The organism is Microbispora sp. H10670 (assembly GCF_014161385.1).
In the GTDB taxonomy this organism is placed as follows: Bacteria; Actinomycetota; Actinomycetes; order Streptosporangiales; family Streptosporangiaceae; genus Microbispora; species Microbispora triticiradicis.
In genome coordinates, this window is sequence record NZ_JABBWW010000016.1 from 103,539 (window position 1) to 127,510 (window position 23,972).

Below are 23,972 nucleotides of genomic sequence, written 5' to 3' on the forward strand. Positions count from 1 at the left end.
GCGGGCCCCGCCGCCGCACCCCGGTTTCCGGCCGCGCCCGGATGCCGGCGCCCGGATGCCGGCGCCCGGATGCCGGCGCCCGGATACCGATGCCTGGGTACCGGCGCTCAGGCGCGGGTGCCCGGGCGCCGGTGCTCAGGCGCCGGTCCTCAGATGTCGAGGCCGAGGCGGGAGATGGGCTCGACGAGCTCCTCCTCCTCGTACCGCAGGTGCGACAGCAGCACGTCCGACAGCAGGTCCACCTGCGCGCGGACGCCGTCGAGCCGGTCCGGGTCCTCGATCATCGCCACGAGCGCGGCGTCCAGGCCGGTCAGCACCTCGGCGATCACCTCGTGCTCCTGCTCCAGCCGCTCGACCACCGGCGCCAGCGAGCCCTGCGCCGCCGCCAGCATCGGGAACATGTGCTCGTCCTCGATCGTGTGGTGAGTGGTCAGCAGCCGGCAGTACGACGCGCAGAACGTGCCCAGCGTCCAGTAGTTCTGCCGCATGGTGAGCTCGTTGATCATCGAGCGGAGCGCCGCGGCGTCGGAGCGGCCCGCGGCGACCTGCTCCAGCGCGTCCCTGATCTGGGTCAGCTCGCGGCGCAGGTGGTCGTGGATGAGCACGAGCCGCTGCCCGGCCGCCCGCTGCTGCGGCGTCAGCGCGGCGAGATCCCGCTTGGGCAGCCGCGGCCGGGTGGCCTCGTCCAGGGCGGCCGGCACCGAGGTCGCGGCCCGCCGGTCGGCCGGGGCCACCGCGTCCTCGTCCGCCCGTCCGGCCCGTCCGCGCTCCCGTGCCACCGCCTCGCGTACGGCGGGGGCGACCTCCTCGGCGAAGACCTTGAGGTCCCTGTCGTCGTCCACCGCGAGCACGAAGACGCTCATGCCGTGGTCCCGCACGAGACCGGCGAGCCGCTCGGCCCACACGGCGGGCGGCCCGTTCAGGAAGCCCTCCCCGGCGGCGCCGGAGAACCGTCCCTCGATGTTGTAGACGCGGCGGATCCCGGCGGGATCGCGCCCGGCCCGTTCGGCGGCGGCGTCCAGGATCGCCGTCATGGCGCCCAGGTCGTCCGGCGCGGCGTACCCCGACGATGGCACCCAGCCGTCGCCGAGCCGGCCGGTCAGCTCCAGCATGCGCCGCTTGTACGCGCCGATCCACAGCCCGATCGGATGCGGGGGGAACGGCCCCGGCCGCGCGCCCTCCAGCCGGTAGTGCCGGCCATCGAGCCGTACGCCCTCGCCGGGCGTCCACAGCGCGCGCAGGACCGCGACGGCCTCCTCCAGCGCCTCGACCGCGTCGCCGGGGTCGCGGCGCGGACCGCCCATGGCCGCGACGCCGTCCCAGAACGCCCCGGCCCCGAGCCCCAGCTCCACCCGGCCGCCGCTGAGGATGTCGAGCGACGCGGCGGCCCTGGCCAGCACCGCGGGCGGCCGCAGCGGGAGGTTCACCACGTCGGGGAACAGCCGCACCCGCTCCGTGCGCGCCGCGAGCACCGACAGCAGCGTCCAGGTGTCCAGGAACGACGGCTGGTACGGGTGGTCCTGGACGCCGATGACGTCAAGGCCCAGCTCGTCGGCCAGAACGGCCTGCCGCACGATCCGGTGGTGCCCCGCCGCGTCCGGCCTGAGGAAGGCCCCGAACCACAGGTCATGCCCAAAATCGGCCATTAATTCGCTACCTTTCCGCGTCCCGACCCGGGAGCCTACCTTTGTGAGAAGATCCGGCGACATGACCCCGGCGGCCCCCGCGGGCAGCATCCTGTCCGTCGTCGCCGGCTCACGCGCGTACGGGCTGGAGACGGGGGAGTCGGACGTCGACCGGCGCGGCGTGTTCGTGACGCCCACGGCGAGGTTCTGGCGGCTCGACAAGCCGCCCGACCACGTGGAGGGGCCGCTGCCCGAGCAGTTCTCCTGGGAGGTCGAGCGGTTCTGCGTGCTCGCGCTGGAGGGCAACCCGGCCGCGCTGGAGTGCCTGTGGTCGCCGCTCGTCGAACTGGTCACCCCGCCGGGGGAGCGGCTGCTGGCGATCCGCCGCGCGTTCCTGTCGCGCCGGGCGGAGCGGGCCTTCGCCGGCTCCGCGGACCGGCAGTTCCGCCGCCTCCGCCCGGACGACCCGCCGCGGCCCGGCGGCGACGTGAGGCGGTGGAAGATGGCCATGCACATGATCCGGCTGCTGCTCGGCGCCTCGTCTCTGGCCCGGCACGGGGAGCCGCTGGTCCGCGTGGGCGCCCACCGCGACCGGTTGCTGGCCGTACGCCGGGGGGAGACGCCCTGGCCCGAGGTGCTGGAGTGGCGCGGGCGCCTGCTGGCGGAGCTGGCTCGGCTGGACGACCGGTCCGGGAGCGCGCTGCCGGACCTGCCGGACCGGGCGGCCGCCGAGGAGTTCCTGATCGAGGTGCGGAGGTCGGCCCTGTGATCGCCCCGAAGCTGATCGCCCCGAGGGTGAGCGTGACGAGAAGAGACCGTGACGAGAGGGGACCGTGGCGCGAGGTGAGTGTGGGAGGGGAGGCGCCGTGACCGCCGTCCTGCCCTCCTGGCTGCCCGAGGTGGCCGCGGGCGAGCGGCATCCGCTCGCCTTCGCCACCGTGAGCGGCGCGCACCTCTACGGGTTCCCCTCGATGGACTCCGACGTCGACCTGCGGGGCGTGCACGTGCTGCCCGCCGAGGAGGTCGTCGGCCTGCGCACGGGCGAGGAGACCGTGATCAGGTCGTGGGTGCGCGAGGGCGTGGAGGTCGACCTCGTGACCCACGACCTGGCCAAGTTCTGCCGCCTGCTGCTCGGCCGCAACGGGTACGTGCTGGAACAGCTCCTGTCGCCGCTGGTCGTGCGGACGTCCCCGCTGCACGAGGAGATGCGCTCCCTCGCGGCCGGCTGCCTCACCCGGCACCACGCGCATCACTACCTGGGCTTCGCCCGCACCCAGCGGCGGCTGTTCGACCGTACGGGGGAGCTGAAGCCGCTGCTGTACGCGTTCCGGGTGCTGCTGACGGGCATCCGCCTGATGCGCACCGGAGAACTCGTCGCCGACCTGACCCTGCTCCTCGACGGCGCGCCGTCCTACCTGGCCGGCCTGATCGCGGCCAAGCGCGCGGCGGAGCACGGCGCGCCGCCGGACGACGCGCCCGGCCGGGAACGTCTCGCGGCCGACCTCGACGCCCTCACCGCGGCCCTGGAGGACGCCGGGGCCTCCTCCGCGCTGCCGGACGCCCCTTCGGCCCACGCCGCCCTGCACGATCTCGTCGTACGGACCCGCCTCGCCGGGCGGTGAGAAGGGCCCAGGGAAGGCCGGAAAAGCCGGAGAAAGGCCGCCGAAACGGGACAGGACACGCGAACAATGTGGGGTGCCGCCCCGCGTCGCGGGCTCATCACGGATAATGGGCCAAGCCGCCATCACACCAGGAGAACGCTTTGACCACCCAGACCGGCAAAGACAACCTCGACCTGGCCGCGAGCGCGGAGGCACTGGCCGACAGCGCGCCCACCGGATCGCTGCGTCACGCGGCCGCCAAATCGGTCGCGATCACCTTCGCCACGACCCGCGACGCCGCCCAGGCGCGCGACACGCTGAACGGCCTCGCTCCCGACGACGTACGGCGGGCCGCGCTGGAGCTCTTCGACGAGCTCTTCGCCCGGGCCGACTGACTCGCGGGCCTTGGGAGACCGACCGTCCGGGGGCCCGGCCGGTCGTCCCGTCGTGCCCATGGCCGCCCTCCGGCTGACGGAGGCCGCGCGTGCGAGACGAGATCGTCAGGAGCCGGTCGGCGCCGGGGAGCGCCGCCGAGGGCGAGCCGGCCCCTGCCCCCGTGACGCTGCTGACCTTCGGGCACGGCACCGCGCCGCGTGCGGAGCTGATCCCGCTGCTGCGCGGCGCGGGCGTGCGGCAGGTGGTGGACGTCAGGACCGCCCCCGGCAGCAGGCGCAACCCCGACGCCTCCCGGGCGGCGCTGGCAAGCCGGCTGCCGGACGCGGGGATCGGCTACCGCTGGGAGAGCCGGCTGGGCGGGTTCCGCAGGGCCGCCCCGGACTCGCCCGACGTCTTCTGGGAGAACGCCTCGTTCCGGGGATACGCCGGATGCACCCGGCATCCGGAATTCCTGGCCGCCGTCGCCGATCTGCTGGCGGGGGCGCGCACGGCCCGGACGGCCGTCATGTGCGCGGAGAGCCTGTGGTGGCGCTGCCACCGGCGGATCATCGCCGATTTCGTGATCCTCGCGCGGGGGGCCCGGGTGCTGCACCTGTCGCATGACGGACGGCTCACCGAACACGTGCCGACCTCCGGCGCCCGCCTCCGCGACGACGGTCTCCTCGTCTACGACCAGACCTGACCCGCCGGCCCCGAAACCCTCCCCACGGCGACCGCCCCACCGGGCGGCGGGATCGTCCGGTGTGCGGCGGGATACGCCGATGGCCCCCTCGATCGAGGGGGCCATCGGCGGTGGTGGGCGATACTGGGATTGAACCAGTGACCTCTTCCGTGTCAGGGAAGCGCTCTCCCGCTGAGCTAATCGCCCTTGGTGAACCAAGAGGTGGAGACGGGATTTGAACCCGTGTACGCGGCTTTGCAGGCCGCTGCCTCGCCTCTCGGCCACTCCACCGGGTTGATCTCCGAGCGGAAGACGGGATTCGAACCCGCGACCCTCACCTTGGCAAGGTGATGCTCTACCACTGAGCCACTTCCGCGTCCCGGCTCTCGGCCGGACTCACGCGAAGCACTTTATCCAATCTCCGGCGACTCCCCAAATCAGCGGTGTTCCCCCTGCTCACGCCGTGAGTCGGGGTGACCCTCGGGCGTCGTGGGAGCCGGGCTCCGGTTGACGGGGCCGGGACGGGAGGGGCTGGAGAGGATCCTCGGATGTAAGGACCTAATCTAAAATACGGTGGTTACCAAACGAAGGGGTGGGACGATGCACGACGACGAGGTCGTGGCCGTCGGTCCCGGGCCGCTCGCCTTCGCCGACGTGGTCCGCGTCGCGAGGGACGGAGCGCCGGTGCGGCTGACGGACGACGCGATCGCCGAGATGGCCGCGTCGCGGGGGAGGATCGAGGAGCTGGCCGAGGCCGACACCCCGGCGTACGGCGTCTCCACCGGCTTCGGCGCGCTCGCCACCCGGCACATCGACCCCTCGCTGCGCGCCCGGCTCCAGCGCAGCCTCGTCCGCTCGCACGCGGCGGGCTCCGGGCCCGAGGTGGAGACCGAGGTCGTCCGGGCCATGATGCTGCTGCGCCTGCGGACGCTCGCCACCGGGCACACCGGCGTACGCCCGGTCACGGCCCGGGTGCTGGAGTCGCTGCTGAACGCCCGGCTCACCCCGGTCGTCCACGAGTACGGCAGCCTCGGCTGCTCGGGGGATCTCGCGCCGCTCTCCCACGTCGCCCTGACGATCATGGGCGAAGGGGTCGTGCGGGACGCCGGGGGACGCCTGCGGCCGGCCGCCGAGGCGCTCAAGGAACACGGCGTCGAGCCCGTCGAGCTCGCCGCCAAGGAAGGGCTGGCCCTGGTCAACGGCACCGACGGCATGCTCGGCATGCTCGTGCTGGCGCTGCACGACCTGTCCACGCTCCTCACCACCGCCGACATCGGCGCGGCCATGAGCGTGGAGGCGCTGCTCGGCACCGATTACGTGTTCGCGGCCGATCTCCAGGCGTTGCGGCCCCACCCCGGCCAGGCCCTGGCGGCGGCCAACATGCGGGCGCTGCTCGCGGGATCGGGCGTGATGGCCTCGCACCGCGACGGCTCGTGCACCCGTGTCCAGGACGCCTACTCCCTGCGCTGCGCGCCGCAGGTCGCCGGGGCCGCCCGGGACACCCTCGCCCACGCGTCGGCCGTCGCCGCCCGCGAGATGGCGAGCGCGATCGACAACCCGGTGGTGCTCGCCGACGGCCGGGTCGAGTCCAACGGCAACTTCCACGGCGCCCCCGTGGCGTACGTGCTGGACTTCCTGGCCATCGCGGCGGCCGACCTCGCCTCGATCTCCGAGCGGCGCACCGACCGCATGCTCGACGTGGCCCGCAGCCACGGCCTTCCGGCGTTCCTCGCCGACGATCCGGGGGTCGACTCCGGCCACATGATCGCGCAGTACACCCAGGCGGCGATCGTGTCCGAGCTCAAGCGGCTGGCGGTCCCGGCGAGTGCGGACTCGATCCCGAGCTCCGCGATGCAGGAGGACCACGTCTCGATGGGCTGGTCGGCCGGGCGCAAGCTGCGCCGCGCCGTCGACGGGCTCACCCGCGTGCTCGCGATCGAGGTGCTCACCGCTGCCCGGGCGCTCGACCTGCGCCGCCCGTACGAACCGGCGCGGGGGACGGGCGCGGTCGTCGCGGCGCTGCGCGAGGCGGTGGCCGGGCCCGGGCAGGACCGCTTCCTGGCGCCGGAGATCGAGGCGGTCGTCCGGCTCGTCGCGAGCGGCGCCGTGGCCGGCGCCGCCGAGTCCGCCGTCGGCCCCCTCGCCTGACCGGCCCCTACCGGAAGGCCGTCACCCCTGCCCGGGCGCGGAGCCCGCGCTCGCCGCGAAGGGGAAGACGGCCGTGAGATCCTCGCCCGCCAGGCCTGCCGCGACCGCCTCCGCCAGCCGGTCGCGGGCCGCGGCGGCCACCGACTGGACCACCCCCGGCCCTTCGGTCGCCAGCCGCAGGTCCTTGGCGGCCAGCCCCAGGGCGTACCGCGTCTCGAACGGGCCCGACTCGGCCACCGGGCGCAGCCGCTCCGCCAGCGCGGCCAGCGGGGTCGCCCCGAGGACGTCCAGCAGGGCGGTCCGGCCGACGCCCAGCGCGTCCGCGTACGCCAGGGTCTCGGCCAGGTTCACCTGGGCGGTCACCACCATGCTCATCACCGCGAGCTTGGTCGAGGCCCCCGCTCCCGGCCCGCCCGCCTCGTGCACCGTGCCGAAGACGGGCAGCACGTCCGCCACGCGGTCGAGATCCTCCCGCAGGCCGCCGGCGAGAACGACCAGCGTCCCTTCGGCGGCGGGCCCCACGCTGCCGAGCACCGGCGCGTCGACCAGCCCCACGGCCTCGGGGAGCAGCCCGCGCAGCCGCCGCACCGCGTCCGGGCCGATCGTGGACATCTCCACCAGCGCCGACCCCGGCCGCAGCCCCGGCAGCGCCGCCCGCACCACCTCGAAGACCGCGTCGGGATCGCTCAGCATGGTGATCACGATGTCCGCCCCCGCGACGGCCTCGGCCGGGGAGGGGGCCGCCTCCGCGCCCGGCACGTCCCGTGGCGTACGGTTCCACACGGCCACCTTGTGACCGGCGGTGACGAGGCGTCCGGCCATTGGGACGCCCATGCGTCCCAGCCCCAGAAAAGCAATCATGTCCTGGGACGTTATGGGAGGAACAATCCATTCCACCAGCGACTAGATTGCATGGCACTCATCTTCCTCGCTCATGGATCGGAGCATGTTCGACACCGACGCGCTTGTGCTGCTCGACGTCGTGGCCCGCACCGGGTCGTTCACCGCGGCCGCCCTGCAGCTCAACTACACCCAGTCAGCCGTGTCCCGGCGCATCGCGACCCTGGAGGCCCAGGCGGGCGGCCCGCTGTTCGCGCGGCTGCCCCGGGGGGTACGGCTGACGCCGGCGGGCCGGGCACTGCACCGCTACGCCCGTGAGGTGCTCGAACGGCTCGGCCGGGCGGGGGAGGAGCTCGCCGCGATCCACCAGGGCACGGGCGGGCGGCTGCGCGTCGGAGCCTTCGCCACCGCGAACGCCGTGCTGGTGCCCGCCGCCCTGCGGGAACTGCGCGCGGCCCGCCCGGAGGTGACCGTCACCATGGTCGAGGGCCTCAGCACCCACCTCATGGACGGCCTGGGCCGCGCCGAGATCGACATCGCGGTGGTCAGCGACTACCCCTCCGGCCTGGGAGCCGGGCCGGAGGTCGAGGTCACCCGCCTGATGGAGGACGAACTGCTCGTCGCGCTCCCCGGCGACCATCCGCTGGCCGGAAGGGAGACGGTCGACCTGCGCGACCTCCGGGACGAGAGCTGGATCGAAGGCGCCCCTCCCGGCACCGTGACCATGCTCGGCGCCGCCTGCGCCCGGGCGGGTTTCGCGCCGAGGGTCGACCTGCGGATCGCGGAGTGGACCGGCAAGCTCGGCTACGTGGCGGCCGGGCTCGGGGTGACGCTCGTCCCGGCCATGGCCGCGCCCGCCGTACGGCCCGACGTGGCGCTGCGTTCGCTCGGCGAGTTCGCCCCGCGGCGGACGGTCTACGCGGCCCTGCCGCGCACCGCGCCCCTGCCCGCCGCGTCCGCGCTGCTCGGCCTGCTGGGCGAAGGGGCCGGTCTCCGGGCGGTGGGACGCGCCTGACGGACGACGGCCCCGCCGCCGAGGGGCCGGACACGGGTGAGGGATTGCGACAATGGACGCGTGCACGACCCCTTCGCCCACATCGGGGGACGCCTCGCCACCGGCCTGCGTGAGGTGACCACCGATCTGGCCGCCCTCGACGGCTCCGGCTGGTGGGCGGTGGTGGTGTCGTACGAGGGGAAGGTCGTCTGCGCGCGGTTCGACTCCGTGCGGCCCGCCCCGCTCCCGGCGCCGGACGGCCCCTGGCGCGGCCCCGCCCGGGACGCCTGGACGACCTCGCTCGACCGGGAGGACTACGAGCGGGGCGTACGGCGCATCAGGGACCACATCGAGCGGGGAGAGGTCTACCAGGCCAACCTGTGCCGCGTCCTGTCCGCGCCGCTGCCGGTCCCGGGCGCCGACCCCCTGGCCCTCGCCGTACGGCTGGCCGAGGGCAACCCCGCGCCGTACGCGGCGGTGGTCGACGTGCCGGGCCTCACGGTGGTGTCGGCCTCCCCCGAGCTGTACCTGTCCCGGCGCGGCGCGATGATCGAGTCCCGGCCGATCAAGGGGACCGGGGTGACGGCGGACGACCTGCTCGACAAGGACTACGCCGAGAACCTCATGATCGTCGACCTGGTCCGCAACGACCTCGGCCGGGTGGCCGAGGTAGGCTCGGTGACCGTGCCCTCGCTGTACGCGGTCGAGGAGCACCCCGGGCTCGTCCACCTGGTCTCCACGGTGCGGGCGCGGCTGACGGGCGGCGCCGGCTGGCCGGACCTGTTCGCCGCGACCTTCCCGCCCGGTTCGGTGACCGGCGCGCCGAAATCCTCCGCGCTGCGGATCATCGGTGAGCTCGAACCAGAGCCCCGGGGGCCGTACTGTGGGGCCGTGGGCTGGGTCGACGCCGACCGGCGCGAGGGGGTGCTGGCGGTGGGCATCCGCACCTTCTGGGCGGAGCACGAGACGATCCGGTTCGGCACGGGGGCGGGCATCACCTGGGGTTCCAACCCACGGCGGGAATGGCACGAGACGGAGCTGAAGGCCGCGCGGCTCATCGGTCTCGCCTCGGGTGACGGCGACAGCGGCTAGGAACGAACGGAGCGGGGAGATGGCTGTACCGATCTGGGTGAACGGGGACCTGTACGAACCCGACAAGGCCGTGGTCTCGGTCTTCGACCACGGGCTGATGGTCGGCGACGGCGTGTTCGAGACGATCAAGGCGGTGAACGGCGAGTCCTTCGCGCTCACCCGGCACCTCGACCGGCTCGCGCTGTCGGCGAAGCGGATGGACCTGCCCGAGCCCGACCTGTCCGCCATCGCCGACGGGGTGCGCCGCGTCCTCGCGGCCGCGCCGAAGTGGGCGCTGGCCCGGATCAGGATCACCTTCACCAGCGGGCCGGGGCCGCTCGGCTCCGACCGCGGGACCGCCGGGACGAACGCGATCGTCATCGTGGGCGAGCAGGCGCCGTTCCCCGCCACCGCCGACGTCACCGTCGTGCCCTGGCCCCGCAACGAGCGCGGCGCGCTGGCGGGGGTCAAGAGCACGTCGTACGGCGACAACGCCAAGGCCCTGGCGTACGCCAAGGAACGCGGCGGCGCCGAGGCGATCTTCGAGAATCTCGCCGGGAACCTGTGCGAGGGCACCGGGAGCAACATCTTCGTCGTCACCGGCGGCCGCCTGGTCACGCCGACGCTCGCCTCCGGCTGCCTCGCCGGGGTCACCCGCGCGCTCACGCTCGAATGGTGCGGCGGCGAGGAGGCCGACCTGCCGATCTCGGCGCTGTACGAGGCGGACGAGGCGTTCCTCACCTCCACCACCCGCGACATCCAGCCGATCAGGGCCGTGGACGGCAGGGCGCTGCCGCAGGCGCCCGGTCCGGTCACGCTGGAGGCCATGAAGGTCTTCGCCGAGCGCGCGGCCGGCGACCTCGACCCGTGACGGGTGACGGGCGTGACGGCGTGACGGTCAGTAGGACCGCTGGCTCTGCGCGTTGAACTCGGTGAGCCGCACCTTCTCGGCGGGATCGGTCAGCGGGTCGTCGAGGCGCAGGACGTCCAGCCCCTTGGTGATGTCGCTGGAGTAGACGTAGCCGTTGTAGTAGTAGGCCGACCACGATCCGCCGAGCTGGAGCTCCGGCGCGAGCGGGCCGCGCTCGAAGTAGGCGATCTCCCGGGGACGGGCGGCGTCGGTGAAGTCCCAGACCGAGACGCCGCCCATGTACCACGCCTGGACCATCACGTCCCGGCCCGGCACGGGCACCAGCGCGCCGTTGTGGGCCACGCAGTTCTCCTTGGCGCCCTGCGTCCGGGGGATCTTGAAGTAGCCCCGGCGGACGAGCCTGCGGTCCGTGGTCAGCGTGTAGACCGCGTCCGCGCCCCGGGTGGGGCTCACGGAGGACAGGCAGGTGGGGGCCATGCCGCCGCCCATCTCGTCGCTGAAGACGACCTTGGTCCCCGCGTTGTCGAAGGTGGCCGAGTGCCAGATGGAGAAGTTCGCCTCGTCCCGTACGGTCTGGAGCACCTCGGGGCGCACGGGGTCGGAGATGTCGAGCAGCACGCCGTCGCCGAAGCACGCCGCGGCGGCCAGGCCCTTCTCCGGGTAGGCCGTGATGTCGTGGCAGCCGCCGGCGAGGTCGTCGTCGTCCGCGCCGCCGGGCTCGCGGGCGGTGAACAGTTCGGGCGTGGCCACCACCCGCGCCTTGCCGGGGTCGTCGACGGGCACCTTCACGATCGAGATGTTCCGGTGCGGCGGAGGGCAGTTGGCCGAGCCCGGCTCGGGGCCGGGGGAGGAGACGTAGAGGTACAGCGTGCCGGCGTCGCGGCCCGGAACGATCGTGTGCGTGTGCGACCCGCACTCGGTGCGCACGGCCTTCAGGTATCGCGGGTGGGCCTTGTCCGAGATGTCGAAGACGCGGATGCCCTCCCACTCGTCCTCGGCCATCGGGTCACCGGCCTCGCTCTCGCAGGTGTCGTCCGTACGGGCCTGGTCGACGGACAGGAAGAGCAGGTCGCCGGAGACGGAGATGTCGTTCTGCCCGCCGGGGCACACGACCCGCGCGACCACCTTGGGATGCGCCGGATCGCCGATGTCGTGCACCGTGAAGCCCCGGTAGTTGCCCACGAAGGCGTACCGGCCCTGGAAGGCCATGTCGGTGCCCCAGTCCTCCGGCCCGTCGAACGGGGCCGTCAGGGGGACGTTCGCGACCACCTTGAGGTTGGGGCTGTGGCGGATCTCGTCCTGGCCCGGAAGCGTGGAGGGAGCCGCCTGCCCGGGCCCGCCTCCGCCTGTGCAGGCCGCCGTCAGGAGGAGGGCGGTCGCCGCCAGCACGGCCATCGGCCGTGACGCCCGTACGGCGTCCTTGAACCCGCGGTAGATCTCCACGTATGGACGCTATGTCGTACGGGCGGCCCGTGCGGACCGCTTCGGTAACGGTTGGGGTGAGTCAGGGGGCCTCGCGTGCCCCGGGGGTGGTTCAGGAACTCCAGAGCATGTTGGTGAGCTCCTCGTCCAGGTCCATGAAGTCGGTCTCACGGCCGGCCGGGACGAGTTCGTAGGTGCGGTGCAGGAACTCGGTGAGGGGGGCCAGGGGCACCTCGAAGAGGGCCTGCCCGAAGGGCGAGGTGAGGCTGATGTTCAGCGTGCGCTCGCCGTCCGACCGGGCCGGCCACACCTGGACGTCCCCGTCTCCGACGCGCCGCACGATGCCCACGGTCAGCAGCTCGCGGGCGAAGATCCACTCGACCGGCTCGTCATTCCCCACATGGAAGGCCATCCGGATGGCGTACGGATCTTCAGCCGTGTAGCTCAGGCCGGCGAGCAGGGGGACGGTCGTACGGTCGGGGACCACGAGCCGAAGGCCCAGCTCGGCAGAGACGGTGGTGCTGTTCATCGTCAGCCAAACCTTTTCGTCGTCGGGTCCCCTGTCAGGGGCTATCACTGCGTCTCACTGTTGATGCGGGGCTCCACCGCGCGCTCGCGCTACGAGGACGAACGAAGAGACCCGTAGGAAAGATTCCGCCTCCAGGCCCTTCTGTAACGCACATCACAGCTTGACATTCGGTCATCTACCAGCTCAAACATCACCAACAGGCTCGTCCTTACCTCTGCTTTGCGTGTCGGCGGGACCGCGCAGGCGATGCCGTTGCGGGCGATTGATCTCAGGTCGTGCGTATGGGTCGAGCATGGAGCATCACGATGCTATGACACCACACCCCCACGCTGGGGATGGTCTGGCGAACCTTTCGAAGGTGTTGACGAAGGCGGGACGATCCGGCTCGCCCGGGCTCGGCCGTCCCGTCCTTTCGCCATCACCCCCTCGGGTGCGGTATGGTTTTCCCCGTCGGCGCCGCGAGGCGCGGATGATCCCGGGCGATTAGCTCAGCGGGAGAGCGCTTCGTTCACACCGAAGAGGTCACTGGTTCGATCCCAGTATCGCCCACCACGTTCGTGCAGCTCAGGAGGCCGGGCCGCTGTCCAGCGGGTCGGCCTTTCGCATTCCCTGGGTGACGACCGTTCTCGTGCGTGGGCGTCCGCCTGGATCGATTGCGCTCAGCCGGAGCCGTAGTGCCGGAACTCCGCGTGCTCGACGACAGTGTGGGAACTCGATCGAGATCGGCGTGGGAGACAGCGAGGGGTGGCTTGGCCCTACTGGCGGGTCCGGCGAAGCGCGCTGGCGTACGCTGACGGCATTAGCCAGACCGTCTCCTTGACCGCGACCGTTACCCCTGATGAAGAGGGTTGGTACGTCGCGCGCTGCGTTCAGGTTGAGGTGGTCGGTCAGGGCCGGACGGTTGACGAGGCCCTGGCCAGCCTCCACGACGCTCTGGAGCTCTACTTCGAGGACGAGCCGCTTCCCCAGATTCCGTAGCAGCCGATCGTGGCGCCGATCGAGATCCGTCGCTCGGCATGAGCCCTCGCCAGTTTCCGGTCTGCTCCGGCACTGACGTCGTGCGTGTGCTGGAGAAGTGCGGCTTCGGGGTCGTGGCCACGAGCAATGCTCAAGACCTGTGGATCGATTCCGGGAGGGACGTGAGGGCGTACCTTCCCGGATGATCCAGTGATGGTCATCGAGTAGGCCGACGTTCGCAGCGTCGGTCGGGAAGGGTGACGCCCGTGCTCACCGTAGTCAACGCCGACGGCTCAACGCGAGACGGCTCCCTGCTGGACGAGATCGTCCGCCGCCATGGTCATGGTCTTCAAGCTCGTCGAGTCCGCCCAGGCCCGCTGGCGCTCGGTCAACGGCGCACACCTCGTCCCTCTGGTCCGCGCCGGAGCCCGCTTCCAACGCGGCCGACTCATCGAGCGGTCCGAGTCCACTGCCGCCTGACGGCCCGTGCCCCCGGCTGACCCGCGTGCCCGGAGCGGGGTCGGCCGCGGGGCAGCGGCGTCAGCGGATGCCCGCGGTAGGGGTGAAGGGTCCGTCCAGGGCGGCCCATTGCAGGAGCAGGATGGTTTTTCCGTCCGTGATGCGTCCGTCACGGACCATGACGAGGGCGTCGGTGAAGGGCAGCTCGAGCACTTGGATGTCCTCGCCGTCCTCCTCGAGTCCGCCGCCGTTTCCGGTTCGGTCGGCCGGGGTGTAGGGGGCGGCGTAGAAGTGCAGGCGCTCGGTGACGGAGCCGGGGCTCATGTAGGCGTCGAGGATGTGGGTGAGCGGTCCGAGTGTGACACCGAGTTCCTCTGCGGCCTCGCGTTGGATGGCGGCGAGCGGGTCGTCGCCGTCGAGCAGCCCGGCCGCGGCCTCGACGAGCATGCCGTCCGGGTGGTCGTTGACGTAGGCCGGGTAGCGGAACTGACGGGTGAGCAGCACGCGGCCGCGTTCGGTGTCGTAGGGCAGGACGACTGCGCCGTTTCCGCGGTCGTAGGTCTCGCGCTGCTGGGTGACCCAGCGTCCGTCGCGGCGCCGGTAGTCGAAGGTGGTGCGGCGCAGGACGTGCCAGCCCTGGGAGGTGAGTTCCACGTCGCGGATCACGACGTCGGGGTTGCGGTCCAGATTCCGGCCGGCGTGGTCGAGGCCGGTACGGCCGCGGTGGTCTGGCGTGTCGATGCCGGGGCGGGTGTTCACGCGCTCCCCTGCGGGGTGCGGCGGGGGATCTCGTCGGCGTCGTGGTAGACGGGCAGACCGCGGCGGCGGGCGATGGCGACGTCCTGATCTGCTCCGGTGGAGTCGCCGGGGAGCCGGAGTACGGCGTCGCAGTGGGCGAGCAGGCGCTCGGCGGTCGGGTAGAGGACCTGGTCGGCGAGCGGGTCGGTGGGGTCTGCGCCGGCCGAGCGCAGGACGGGCAGGGCGATCCACTCCCCGATCATAGGGACGTGGCCAGCGGCGAAGACCGGCCAGGCTGCGGCTTCGAGGCGGGTGAGGTTGGCGGCCATGGCCTGCGGGTCGCCGTCGGTGCCGGAGCGGTAGGGGCCGGCGATGAGGATGAGCATGGGCTTGTCGGTCATAGCGCGCTACGATACACGCAGAAACGTGCAAGAACAGGAGAGAGTACGGATGCTGGCTGCTGAGAGGCGTGACCACCTACTGACCCTGCTCGCCCGCGAGGGCAAGATCGTCGCCAAGGACGTCGCCGCCGACCTGGGCATCTCCGAGGACAGCGTGCGCCGCGACCTGCGCGACCTGGCTGCCGAAGGACTGTGCCAGCGGGTCTACGGCGGGGCCCTGCCCGTCTCCCCGGCCATCGCGGACTACGCCGCCCGGCAGACGGTCACCCCCGACGGCAAGCGGCTGGTCGCCGCGGTCGCCGCCGCGCTCGTGCGGCACGGCAGTGCCCTGATCCTGGACGGCGGCACCACTGCCCTCGCCGTCGCCCGCGCCCTCCCGCCGGACCTGGCCTGCACCGTGATCACCCACAGCCCGACCATTGCGGCCGCGCTGCTCGACCACTCCCAGGCCGAGGTCTTCCTGCTCGGCGGCCGCCTGTTCAAGCATTCAGCGGTCACCTGCGGCGCGGCCGCGGTCGAGGCCACCCAGAACGTCTCGGCCGATCTCTGTCTGCTCGGCGTCACCGGCGTCCACCCCCAGGCGGGACTGACCACCGGCGACGCCGAGGAGGCCGCCATGAAGCGCGCCCTTGCCGCACGGGCCGCGGACACCTACATCCTCGCCTCATCCGAGAAGATCGGCACCGCCTCCCGGTTCCGCGTCCTGCCCTGGGAGGACATCAGCGGTCTGATCACCGACGCCGATCCCCATCACCCGGTCATCGAGCAACTTACGGCACACGGCGTGGAGATCCTGGCGGCCGGCTGACAGCTACGGCGCGAACGCGGGATCGCAAGAGGTCAAGACACCGGCCTGCCACTGTGGCTCAGCCCTTCACAGGAATTGACAATTGCTCCGTGGCCACCAGGGGCAGTCACTGCAAGCCGCGCCAGTTCGCAGAAGACGAGACTCGCACAGTGATCGTGCCATCGCACGGCACAACACCACGTGATCAAGGCTCACGCGCCTGCCAACGGCAAACTCGGGTGTGTCTCCGGCCGGCCAATGTCAGGGCTGTACGAAGTTGAGATCGGCGGGTGTCGATGGATGCGCCTTGACACCGAACTCAACTGAGTTGACCATCGTTGTGTTAAGTCTTCACGCAGATCCGGGCCGTCGGGCTCGGTGGAGTATCGAGCCCGCCAACGCCCCGGGAGACGGTAGCGGGGCGTCGCCCGATCGACTCGAGGAAGTGGGAGCGACCATGATCACCCCGTTTGACGACGAGGATGGCACGCGGGAAACCTGAGCAGGGCCGGGCCGTTCCGCGCGCACCGGCCGTACGGCTGTCAACCGCGGCCGTCCGCCAACAGCGAGGCACTCGTGGTCGCGACCACGCCCGGCGAGCCCTGCCCGCTGAGTGCATTCGGCGAGATCTGACCGGCTGGCGACCACGTCGCACACGGATACCGGTGCGACCCACGGGCCGCCGCCGTCACCGCGCTGTTACTCACCCATCCGGGCCTGACCTTCCCGGGCATCGGCGCCCCTCGTAGGCCTTTCCTCACCGCCCCGAACAGTTCGCCGCCTCCGCGGCGTGCGCCCCCTCCAGCCGGCTCTCCTGGGAGTTCCGGCCGGTGGAATCACCCACCCATCACTCCGGGAGAGACCAGTGGACATCGTGAGGGCCGACGACCTGCGCGTGCTGGGCGACGACGGGCTGGAGCTGTACGCCCCGGCCGAGCACGAGGCGAATTTCCAGTACCAGGAGATCTTCGAGCACGAATGCTACGACCAGTTCTCCCTCTCAGAGAGCCTCACGATCGTCGACGTCGGCGCGAACATCGGCATGTTCACGGTCTTCGCCAAGCGGCAGTGGCCGGGCGCCTCGATCCTTGCCTTCGAGCCGGTGCCGCGGACCGCCGACTACCTGTGCCGCAACATCGAGCTGCACGGGCTGTCCGGGGTCCGCGTCGTCCGGGAGGCCATCGGTGAGCGTGTCGAGGACACGACCTTCGTGCACTACCCGAACATGCCGGGCAACTCCACTCGCTATCCCGAGGACAAGGAGTTGCAGGTCAGCGTGGTCAAGGAGCGGCATCCCGACTGGGATGTGACCGCGCAGTACGAGCCCGAGTACCTGACCGTGCCGGTCCGCCGCCTGGATAGCCACCTGTCCGGCCTGGCGCACATCGACCTGATGAAGGTCGACGTGGAGGGCGCCGAGCTGGAGGTGCTGCGCGGCATCGCCGACGACCAGTGGGACCGCATCGACAACATGGTGATGGAGGTCCAGGACCTGCACGGCCGGATGACCGAAATCAGGGAGCTGCTGGAGGCGCGCGGCTTCCGCTGCGAGATCCAGCCGTCCCCGATGGTCTACCCGGAGATCTTGACCTATCTGTTGCTGGCGCAGCGCGGCGCCTGACCCGGTGCGTCCCGGTTGCGCAAGGAGACGTGCTGGTCACAGGGGCGGTGAGGCCGTGGAGAGAGCCTGCGGCCGGGCGGTCCTGGCCCAGAGCGCGGGCCATCCGCCGGTGCCCAGCCACCGTTCGTGGGCGCGCAACCCGCCCACGGCGACGTGCTCCCAGAACGCCTCGATGTCGGCACCCAGCTCGCGGGCATCGGGCAACGCGCGCTGCCAGGGGCCGTCGGGGTCGTTCATATCGCTGCCGGGGAACCCGGGCACGTCGGTCCTGCCGGGCAGGGTGACGCGGGACGTGTGCGACGCGGCACCCCAGGAGGTGACCGCGACGACGAGCGCGCAGAGCAGCGCGGTGTCGGCCTGCAGGGCGACACTTCGGGCGAGTGCGGGGTCCCCGTCTCGGGCGAGCCGGCCGAGAGCCGCACGGATCCTGCGCGCGACCAGCTCCGCCGAGCGGGCCGGTGCGATCACGGGATGGCGGGCGAGCGTGCGCAGGAGGCCGGGCAGCGGTGCGTCGGCCACAAGGAGGCCGAGCAGCTCGGCCTCCTTGTGGCCGACGTCCAGCGCGGCCAGCGCGTTCGCCAGGGGGCGGCTCGCGGTGGCCCTCCACAGCCTGGCCAGGCCCACGCCGACCAGCGCGTCGCGGCACACCGGGGTGATCCGGTCCGGGCCCAGGCGCCGCAAGGCTGTCGCCGCGGACAGGCCACCGTGAAGGACTTCCAGGGTCCGGGCCGCCTGTACGGCCTCGGGGGCGGTCATGGCGTCCTGGACGAGCCGGATCAGGGGCTCGCCGACCTCACGGAGTACACGGTCGTGCGGCCGCCTGCCCGTCGGGCGGCCCGAGGGGGCCCGGGCTGCACGCACCGTGGGCTCGGGCTCGGGTACGGCGGGCGGCGGGATCCGCGCCGCCCAGTGCCGGACCCGCTTGTCCAGCGCCGCTTCGGGGTCGGTGTTGAACCTGGCCTGGAGTTCCGCGACGCGCCAGCCACCGCGCACCGGCCGGACCTCGAGGTTGGCGATGATGCGGCCCTCCCGGTCGCGTAGCGCCGCCAGGCCGCACCGGCCCTTGGCCGCGTCGCCGGCATAATGCGGCCCGGCGATGCAGTTGCCCATGTAGGACGCCCAGTCGGCGAGCGTGCGAGGGTCGCGGGCCCAGTCGATCCTGACCTTGGTGCCGGGGACCAGGAGCCCGTCCCAGGCGGCCAGCGGCTCCGGCACCCGGAACGTGCCGGTCGTGGCCACTGCGATTCCGACGCTGTCGACGAGCCCGTCGACCAGCTCGGTCCAGTCGCGGCAGAGCTGCGGTGGGGACGCGCCGAGCGAGACGAGCTGGGCGGCGCCGGCGACCGCCAGAGGGAGGGAATCCAGGCGCGGGATGAACGGTTCGGGGCGGGCGGGTCGCGGGTTGTAGTCGACGCCGGGAACGGTGTCGGTGTAGTCGACGACGGCCGCGTCATGCCCCTGCAATCGGGCGAGGGCGTCGGCCAGGTCGGCGTACCAGAGCAGGTCGCGTCCGGTCTCGCTGTCGGCGGGCCGGCCCGCGAGCGGGTCGCCGCCGAACAGCGGGGGCTGCTCCCACCGGTCGGGCGGGCGGGTGTGTCCGGCCGCGGCCCGCCACTCTCGCAGACCCCACCCATCCCACGCACTCATCGAGTCGGGGACCGCGTGCAGGAGCTTCGTGACGGCCTCCATGACCACGATGCCGTAGTCGCGCGCCCTGGCCAGCCGCTGGGCGACCAAGTCGTCCGACCGGCCGCGGAGCAGGTCCCGGACAAGGCAGCCCGGGCGGGCCGGAAGCCCCGTCAGCCCGGGTACGCGGCGGGCGGCGTGCCCTGCTGTCCAGTCAGCCATCAGGGAGGCGGCGGCGGTGAGTTCGGGCTCGCATCGGGCCAGCCCTTCGTGCACGCCGTGGTCGGCCACCGCGGTGGCGGCGCGCAGCAGCGCGGTGGCGGCGATCGCGTCGTGCAGCGCCTTGTCGAGATACTTGTGCCAGTGCCAGGTCTGCGGGATCCAGCGGGCCGCCTCGGCCAGTGACGGTTCGTGGCCGATGTCCAGGCGGACGTCGGAGAGCAGCAGGTCGTCCTCATGGCGGATGTACCGCTGAGACAGGTCGTCCACCCGGCTCTGGCGGGCCTGGGTCGCCAGGATCCGCTCGCGGCGGCGCGCCGCGTCCCGGTGCGCTGTGACCTGCGTCCACAGGTCGAGCAGGAGGTCCAGCCGCCGTCTCGGCGGGAACGATCCCAGTACCCTGCCCAGATGATCGGCCAGCACGGACGGCCTGACCCGCGACCTGGCGCCCTCCAGCCCTTCGAGGCTGAGGAGGCGTTCCAGCTGCTCCGGGCCGAGCAGGTCGCTCGCCGCCGACGCCAGTTCGAGGGCCGCCCACCGCCCCTCCGCGACGGCCTCGACCGCCGCCGCACCCACCGGCTTGGTCGCCGCGGGCCCGAACAGCGCCACCAGCACCCTCGCGCGGCCGCCGAGCCGCTCCACGCCGTCGATCCCCACTACCCGTAGCGCCGCCAGCACCGCGTCTCGCCGGTCGCCGCGCGCACTCTCGGCCCGGGCGGAGACGAACCCGTCCCCGAGGTCGATACCGGCCCCCGCGACCTCCACCCCGCCCAGCGCCACCAGCCTGGCCAGTTCCGTGACGGCACATCCCGGATCAGCCCCCACCGGCCCCACCACGACCGGCGCCCCGATCGCCGGCTCTGGACCCGGACCAACGGACCACACCCGTTGCCCGCGCCCGGTCACCACACCATGCGCAAGCCGTGCCATACCCACATGATCCGGAGAACCTCCCGCGTCGGGCAACGCATTAAGGACCAGCACCGCCACAGCGTTCAAGACTTGGACGGTACGGGGACGTTGCGGATGACCAGGTCGTGATCCCCCGGCCAGAGGTGGTCGTGCATGGTGATGTTGATGCGCGTCGCTCTCGGCTTGGTGTCCCAGACGACGCTGACCAGAAGGCTCCGCTGGTGGACCGGGGGATCACCGTCGCCGCCGCCCTGAAAGGGCACGTCTTCCAATACCGCCCCGTTTCCCGCGTTGCTGAAGCGGTACTGCATCGAGTCGTACTTGCTCTTGGTGGTGCGCGTGGCATAGCCGACGATGGTGATCGACGGTCGGACCTCGTTGGCCCACTTGCTGTTCGTGCGGATGGTCCTGATCACCTCGTACGTGAACCCGTTGCCCTTCACCGTTCGAATCGGCTTACCGGTGGTCTTGGCGTCCCGCCAGTCGTCGGGGGCGGGCTGATCGAGCCTGAGCACGTCCGGGATCTTGGCGATCAGCGGGCTGAGCTGTGGCCAAGCGATGATCAAGACCGCGACGGCGGCCCCGGAGAACGTGAGCCGGACGACGTTCCACAGCAATGGCATGATCGACGGCCGTGGTGCAACGGGCCGGTACGGCGATCGCGCGGGACGAACCACCCGTCCGGTGATCGCCGCGTCAGTCGAGGGCGCTGTGGCGGTTTTCGCCGGGGTGTGCATCCGAGTGATCGCCGTCGAAGTACGCGACGGATCCGGATCAAGGACATCGTTCAGGAAATCACGGTGCCCGCCACGAACAGAGGACGAATCGCCCGCAGCACCTGACGGATCTGTGGCATCCGGAGATTCTGGAAGAGAGGGCGGCAAGGCTGGCGCGCCAGGCCCTCGACGCGGAGTTCGATTGCGGACCAGGGCGATCGCGTTCCCCAGCTCGCGATTGACGATACCGGGGGTCGGTGGCCGTTCGGCGGGTGGCAGGCCTCTGGCCTGCTGAGCGAGGTCGTACTTGACCCATTGGTACAGGGTGCTCATGTCGAGCAGTTCCGGCCCATCCGGAACGCCCTCGTTCATCCGGCGCAGCAGTTCGCCGGTGAAGGCACTGTTGCGGTGGCCGGGCAGGGCCAGAGCCTGGCGTGTCGGCGGGGTGGCGGTGAGCACACAGGTGCCCTCGATCATGAACTGTGGGGCAGCGGCGACGGCGCTCATCGGGCCGCGCAGCGCGAGCCCGCTGTAGCAGCAGTCGAGGATGACGACCTTGCGCTGCGCCCGAGATTCCTGCATGCGCTTCGCCATGGCGTTGTACCGCAGCGTGTTGAGGTATATCTCGTTCGGATCCACCTGCGGCAGCCCCAGGAACAGTTCGGGATCACTCTCGGTGGGTTCGGTGAGGCCATGGCCGGCGAAGTACACCAGCAGCCCGTCACTGGCCTCGCTCGCCGCGCGGCGGATGGCGCGCAGTACCGTTCCCCAGGCGTCCGGGCCGGCGAGGTCGCCGGTAGCGAGGGTGGTCACGTGCTGGTCGGGCAGGCCCCACAGTCCGGGGTCGGTGATGAGTCGGCGCAGGTCGGTGAGGTTGTTGTCCACTGCGGGGAGGTCATCGAGGTGGGCGTACCTGGAAACGCCGATCAGCAGCGCCCGCGAGTTGGCCGGGTTGGGCTGGTGCACCGTGTCATTCCCGATCGAGAGCGTCCACGATCGCCTGTACGGTCTCGGGCGTGGCCGAAGAGACATCGATGGTGATGTCTCCGTTGATCACCGTGATCACCGGCGGCCTGCCGTTTTGACCGCCGTCATCTCCGCGGCGGACGCGGCGGGAGTCACGCCAGCCCATGTACGCCAGCAGCAGGTTGCCCAGACCGAGCGTCCCGCTGACCACGGCGTTGATGACGTCAAGCGTTTCCCCCATCCGCCCCGGTGCATGTGACCCCGCCGTTCCCAGCGACAGTTCGACGTCCCGCATCACATCGGGATCCTGCCGAAGCCACCGAAATAATGAGCCCACATCGTCTTGGTCGCCGTATCCGCTGTCGATCGCGATCTGGATCTTCACCGTTATCGCCTCATCCACGTCGCACCGAAACAGGCCGATTCTATTTCTGGCGTACGGCGCCGGCGAAGCATTTCCGGTAGCCGTTCGCTGCGTCCTCAAAGCATGTGGACAGAACCGGCGGCACGAACTCCCAGTTCGGCTTGGAGGCGGATGCGCCGGTCGCAGCGCCGTGGCGTCGCCCCCGCCTTCGAGCCGAGGTACGGATGAATATTCATTTGCCGTGAGTCGTCAGTGAGCAGGGAGGTAGAGGCGGGATTGTCGGCCGCTACCGCAGCAGATCACGGAGCGTGGGGAAATTGAGACGACCACTTCATGGCGGGGGGTGTGTCCAGATGTATCGCGCCGTTGCCTCGCGGCCGGTGCGGTAGGACGTTGTGCGCATGCTGAGCGCTGTGTCGAGGCGGTTGGGTGTGGCCGGAGTCGCGGCCGCGCTCGCGATCGTAGTGACTACGGGGTGGCCGGGCGGCTTCGCCACGGCCAGGGCCACGGCCGGGCTTCTCGCCAGTCCGTCGCCGTACCCCACCGCGAGTCCGTCGCCGTACCCCACCGGCGGTCCGGAGTTCGTCTACGTGGCGAACGCCCACGGTCCGGTGACGGCCTATCCGACCGGTAGCACGGGCGCCGTGGCTCCGGTACGGCAACTGGCCGACCCGGGCGACCCGAACACCTACTGGGGGCCGTGGGGGATCGCCTTCGACATCAGCGGGAACGCGTACGCGCAGAGCTTCCTGTCGGACGCGACCACCTTCGTCTACTCACCGGGCGCCACGACGCCAGGCCGGATCTTCCGAGTCGCGGGGCCGGACTCCCGGGCGGTGGCCGTGGACAGCGCGGGGTACGCGTACGTGACGACCGGCCAGGCCGAGGCGGTGATCGCGGTGGCCGCGCCGGGTGCCAGGGGCACGGCCGCGAACCTCTACACGGTGCCCGCGGTACGCCAGATCCCGCTGGACGAGACGTTCCACCCGTGGCCGGGCGTACTGACCACGGACACGTCCGGACACGTGATCGCCGGAGTGGTGCGTGCGAACGGCAACGCGGTGGAGTTCTTCAACGGGGGCCCGTCCGGCAGCGCCACACCGGTGCGGGTCATCGCCGGGCCGCACACCGGCCTGGGCAGCTGCTCCAGCACCTGCGACCAGCTCGCGGTCGCCTACTCCGCCTTCACCGGCCGGCTCTACGTTGCCGTCAGCCAGGGCCAGCAGACCCGCATCAACGTGTACGCCGGCAACGCGAGCGGGGACGCCGCACCGGTACGCGTGATCTCCGGGCCGGCGACCGGCCTGGCCGGAAAGGTGATCACGGGCATCGCCGGCAGCCAGGTCGACGGCACCATCTACGTGCTCACCAAAGCGGCCCCGTTCAGCAGTCCCGGCAGCATCCTGGCCTTCGACCGGCTGGCCGGCGGCAACACGCCGCCGCGGCGTACCTTCACCGACAGCGGCACCGGGCTGGCCGACGGACTCGGCATCGCGGTGTCGTTCGTCCACTGACCCCGGCCCGATCCAGCCCGGGCGACCTGCTCCGGCGGCCGGGATCAGCAGGTGATGGTGTAGACCGCGGTCGTATAGGTGGTGTAGTCCCCGTAGCCGGAGGTGCTGTACGCCTGGAACTGGGCGGAGGCCTGGTAGGAGCCGGACTGGCAGGCGACCCCGGCGTCGCAGGAGACCGACCGGTCGGTGGTCCCGCAGACGTTGCTCGCCACGGTGCTGCCGGAGCGGCGGAGCTGGACATCGGCCTGGAGGTAGTCGACCGATGAGGAGCAGGTGATGGAGGCGTTCACCGAGACGGCGGCGCCACCGGCCTGGGTGAAGTAGAGGCTGGGCGAGCAGCTGCCTCCGAGCAGGTTGGCGGATGCGACGGATGGCGTGGCGGCCCCGGCGGGCGCGCCGGGCACCACGCCGAGCAGCGTCGCGACGGCGGCGGCGAACAACACGCCTGCTGGCTTCATGGAGCTCTCCTGACGTAGAGGGGAACGGGCGGACAGCTCCGCCGGCAGGAGCACGCGGAGGAACCGGGTGTCACCG

At 71.7% G+C, this 23,972-nt stretch carries 21 protein-coding genes and 4 tRNA genes; 12 read left to right on the forward strand and 13 right to left on the reverse strand.

From position 1 onward, the window contains the following. Positions 1 to 149: 149 nt before the first annotated feature. The gene (locus HHX33_RS22185) at positions 150 to 1,646 is read right to left on the reverse strand and encodes an LLM class flavin-dependent oxidoreductase (RefSeq protein WP_182876296.1); all 1,497 of its coding nucleotides are present in this window, start codon (positions 1,644 to 1,646) and stop codon (positions 150 to 152) included. A 43-nt stretch (positions 1,647 to 1,689) separates the two neighbouring features. Between HHX33_RS22185 and HHX33_RS22190 the strand changes: the two genes are divergently transcribed. The 4 genes from HHX33_RS22190 to HHX33_RS22205 all read left to right on the forward strand — a co-directional run bounded on the left by HHX33_RS22190 (position 1,690) and on the right by HHX33_RS22205 (position 4,304). Beyond that, positions 1,690 to 2,394, forward strand: coding sequence for a DNA polymerase beta superfamily protein (locus tag HHX33_RS22190; protein WP_310741476.1), 705 nt, complete (start codon positions 1,690 to 1,692; stop codon positions 2,392 to 2,394). A 97-nt stretch (positions 2,395 to 2,491) separates the two neighbouring features. Further along, a complete protein-coding gene (locus tag HHX33_RS22195) occupies positions 2,492 to 3,247 on the forward strand; it encodes a DNA polymerase beta superfamily protein (protein WP_182876297.1) in 756 nt (251 codons plus the stop codon). 140 nt (positions 3,248 to 3,387) lie between these two features. Further along, a complete protein-coding gene (locus HHX33_RS22200; protein WP_138460151.1) occupies positions 3,388 to 3,621 on the forward strand; it encodes a hypothetical protein in 234 nt (77 codons plus the stop codon). 89 nt (positions 3,622 to 3,710) lie between these two features. Continuing rightward, a complete protein-coding gene (locus HHX33_RS22205) occupies positions 3,711 to 4,304 on the forward strand; it encodes a DUF488 family protein (RefSeq protein WP_220502073.1) in 594 nt (197 codons plus the stop codon). Between the two features lie 111 nt (positions 4,305 to 4,415). Here HHX33_RS22205 and HHX33_RS22210 read toward each other — a convergent pair. The 3 genes from HHX33_RS22210 to HHX33_RS22220 all read right to left on the reverse strand — a co-directional run bounded on the left by HHX33_RS22210 (position 4,416) and on the right by HHX33_RS22220 (position 4,659). After that, positions 4,416 to 4,490: transfer RNA gene (locus tag HHX33_RS22210), tRNA-Val, on the reverse strand. 13 nt (positions 4,491 to 4,503) lie between these two features. After that, positions 4,504 to 4,574: transfer RNA gene (locus tag HHX33_RS22215), tRNA-Cys, on the reverse strand. A 13-nt stretch (positions 4,575 to 4,587) separates the two neighbouring features. Next, positions 4,588 to 4,659, reverse strand: a tRNA-Gly gene (locus tag HHX33_RS22220). A 224-nt stretch (positions 4,660 to 4,883) separates the two neighbouring features. Between HHX33_RS22220 and hutH the strand changes: the two genes are divergently transcribed. Continuing rightward, positions 4,884 to 6,431, forward strand: coding sequence for a histidine ammonia-lyase (gene hutH, locus HHX33_RS22225; protein ID WP_182876298.1), 1,548 nt, complete (start codon positions 4,884 to 4,886; stop codon positions 6,429 to 6,431). A gap of 21 nt (positions 6,432 to 6,452) precedes the next feature. Here hutH and HHX33_RS22230 read toward each other — a convergent pair whose 3' ends face one another. Continuing rightward, on the reverse strand, positions 6,453 to 7,292 hold the full coding sequence (locus HHX33_RS22230) for an NAD(P)-dependent oxidoreductase (RefSeq protein ID WP_182876299.1): 840 nt from the start codon (positions 7,290 to 7,292) through the stop codon (positions 6,453 to 6,455). A gap of 85 nt (positions 7,293 to 7,377) precedes the next feature. Between HHX33_RS22230 and HHX33_RS22235 the strand changes: the two genes are divergently transcribed. Genes HHX33_RS22235 through HHX33_RS22245 form a run of 3 tightly spaced genes read left to right on the forward strand, consistent with a single transcriptional unit; the run spans position 7,378 to position 10,207 of the window. Continuing rightward, positions 7,378 to 8,286 (forward strand): LysR family transcriptional regulator, encoded by a 909-nt coding sequence (locus HHX33_RS22235; protein WP_182876300.1) that lies wholly within the window; start codon positions 7,378 to 7,380, stop codon positions 8,284 to 8,286. Between the two features lie 60 nt (positions 8,287 to 8,346). Further along, positions 8,347 to 9,357: a chorismate-binding protein gene (locus tag HHX33_RS22240; RefSeq protein ID WP_182876301.1), complete on the forward strand. Its 1,011-nt coding sequence runs from the start codon at positions 8,347 to 8,349 to the stop codon at positions 9,355 to 9,357. A 19-nt stretch (positions 9,358 to 9,376) separates the two neighbouring features. Then, positions 9,377 to 10,207 (forward strand): aminotransferase class IV, encoded by an 831-nt coding sequence (locus tag HHX33_RS22245; protein WP_182876302.1) that lies wholly within the window; start codon positions 9,377 to 9,379, stop codon positions 10,205 to 10,207. A 27-nt stretch (positions 10,208 to 10,234) separates the two neighbouring features. Here HHX33_RS22245 and HHX33_RS22250 read toward each other — a convergent pair whose 3' ends face one another. Further along, a complete protein-coding gene (locus tag HHX33_RS22250; RefSeq protein ID WP_182876359.1) occupies positions 10,235 to 11,602 on the reverse strand; it encodes an LVIVD repeat-containing protein in 1,368 nt (455 codons plus the stop codon). Positions 11,603 to 11,741: 139 nt separating this feature from the next. Continuing rightward, complete coding sequence (locus HHX33_RS22255) at positions 11,742 to 12,158, reverse strand: SsgA family sporulation/cell division regulator (RefSeq protein ID WP_036329836.1); 417 nt, start codon at positions 12,156 to 12,158, stop codon at positions 11,742 to 11,744. Positions 12,159 to 12,635: 477 nt separating this feature from the next. On the opposite strand from HHX33_RS22255, the gene HHX33_RS22260 reads away from it, so the two are divergent. Continuing rightward, positions 12,636 to 12,710 (forward strand) — tRNA-Val (locus HHX33_RS22260). Positions 12,711 to 13,655: 945 nt separating this feature from the next. On the opposite strand, the gene HHX33_RS22265 is transcribed toward HHX33_RS22260, so the two are convergent. Further along, complete coding sequence (locus tag HHX33_RS22265) at positions 13,656 to 14,333, reverse strand: NUDIX domain-containing protein (protein WP_182876303.1); 678 nt, start codon at positions 14,331 to 14,333, stop codon at positions 13,656 to 13,658. After that, the gene (locus tag HHX33_RS36325) at positions 14,330 to 14,713 is read right to left on the reverse strand and encodes a DUF4406 domain-containing protein (protein WP_182876304.1); all 384 of its coding nucleotides are present in this window, start codon (positions 14,711 to 14,713) and stop codon (positions 14,330 to 14,332) included. The genes HHX33_RS22265 and HHX33_RS36325 overlap by 4 nt, the downstream gene beginning before the upstream one ends. A 49-nt stretch (positions 14,714 to 14,762) precedes the next feature. Between HHX33_RS36325 and HHX33_RS22275 the strand changes: the two genes are divergently transcribed. Next, a complete protein-coding gene (locus tag HHX33_RS22275; RefSeq protein ID WP_182876305.1) occupies positions 14,763 to 15,521 on the forward strand; it encodes a DeoR/GlpR family DNA-binding transcription regulator in 759 nt (252 codons plus the stop codon). An 844-nt stretch (positions 15,522 to 16,365) separates the two neighbouring features. Further along, complete coding sequence (locus HHX33_RS22280) at positions 16,366 to 17,121, forward strand: FkbM family methyltransferase (RefSeq protein ID WP_182876306.1); 756 nt, start codon at positions 16,366 to 16,368, stop codon at positions 17,119 to 17,121. A gap of 36 nt (positions 17,122 to 17,157) precedes the next feature. Here HHX33_RS22280 and HHX33_RS22285 read toward each other — a convergent pair whose 3' ends face one another. From HHX33_RS22285 to HHX33_RS22295, 3 genes are all read right to left on the reverse strand, one after another. After that, entirely contained in the window at positions 17,158 to 19,791 is a 2,634-nt protein-coding gene (locus HHX33_RS22285) for a hypothetical protein (protein ID WP_182876307.1), read from the reverse strand. Between the two features lie 170 nt (positions 19,792 to 19,961). Continuing rightward, positions 19,962 to 21,560, reverse strand: coding sequence for a caspase family protein (locus tag HHX33_RS22290; protein ID WP_182876308.1), 1,599 nt, complete (start codon positions 21,558 to 21,560; stop codon positions 19,962 to 19,964). A gap of 4 nt (positions 21,561 to 21,564) precedes the next feature. Next, the gene (locus tag HHX33_RS22295) at positions 21,565 to 21,945 is read right to left on the reverse strand and encodes an effector-associated constant component EACC1 (RefSeq protein ID WP_182876309.1); all 381 of its coding nucleotides are present in this window, start codon (positions 21,943 to 21,945) and stop codon (positions 21,565 to 21,567) included. Positions 21,946 to 22,337: 392 nt separating this feature from the next. Here HHX33_RS22295 and HHX33_RS22300 point away from each other — a divergent pair, with 392 nt between their 5' ends. Next, entirely contained in the window at positions 22,338 to 23,438 is a 1,101-nt protein-coding gene (locus tag HHX33_RS22300; protein WP_182876310.1) for a hypothetical protein, read from the forward strand. A gap of 44 nt (positions 23,439 to 23,482) precedes the next feature. Here the strand turns inward: HHX33_RS22300 and HHX33_RS22305 are convergent, their stop codons facing one another. Continuing rightward, complete coding sequence (locus HHX33_RS22305) at positions 23,483 to 23,896, reverse strand: hypothetical protein (RefSeq protein WP_182876311.1); 414 nt, start codon at positions 23,894 to 23,896, stop codon at positions 23,483 to 23,485. Positions 23,897 to 23,972: the final 76 nt, after the last annotated feature.